The organism is Rhodoferax ferrireducens, assembly GCF_003347515.1.
Taxonomy (GTDB): Bacteria; Pseudomonadota; Gammaproteobacteria; order Burkholderiales; family Burkholderiaceae_C; genus Rhodoferax.
The window spans coordinates 1-299 of sequence record NZ_QEII01000153.1; the positions used below are offsets into that span (position 1 = coordinate 1).

The following is a 299-nucleotide window of genomic DNA, read 5'->3' on the forward strand; positions in this document are numbered from 1 at the left end:
GCGACTTTGTAGCCGGCATCGACCATCTTGGTTGAAATCGTCTCGCCCAGGCCGCCCATGCCGCCGGTGACCAGAACCACGCGTGTTGCTTGTGTCATGTTTTGTGTCCTTTTTCTGTTTGCTGTTTTGCTGTTTTGCTGCTTTGGTGAATCAATCGTTCAGGCGCGCTCGACGGCCAGTGCCACGCCCATGCCGCCGCCGATGCACAGCGAGGCCAGGCCCTTGTTGGCGCCGCGACGCTTCATCTCGTGCAGCAGCGTGACCAGGATGCGGCAGCCCGACGCCCCGATCGGGTGGCC

Annotated in this window: 1 pseudogene; it reads right to left on the minus strand. The window is 61.9% G+C overall.

The window, feature by feature from the left end:
* Positions 1–158: 158 nt before the first annotated feature.
* Positions 159–299 (minus strand): annotated as a pseudogene (locus tag C5P05_RS00805) (acetyl-CoA C-acetyltransferase); the annotation flags it as partial.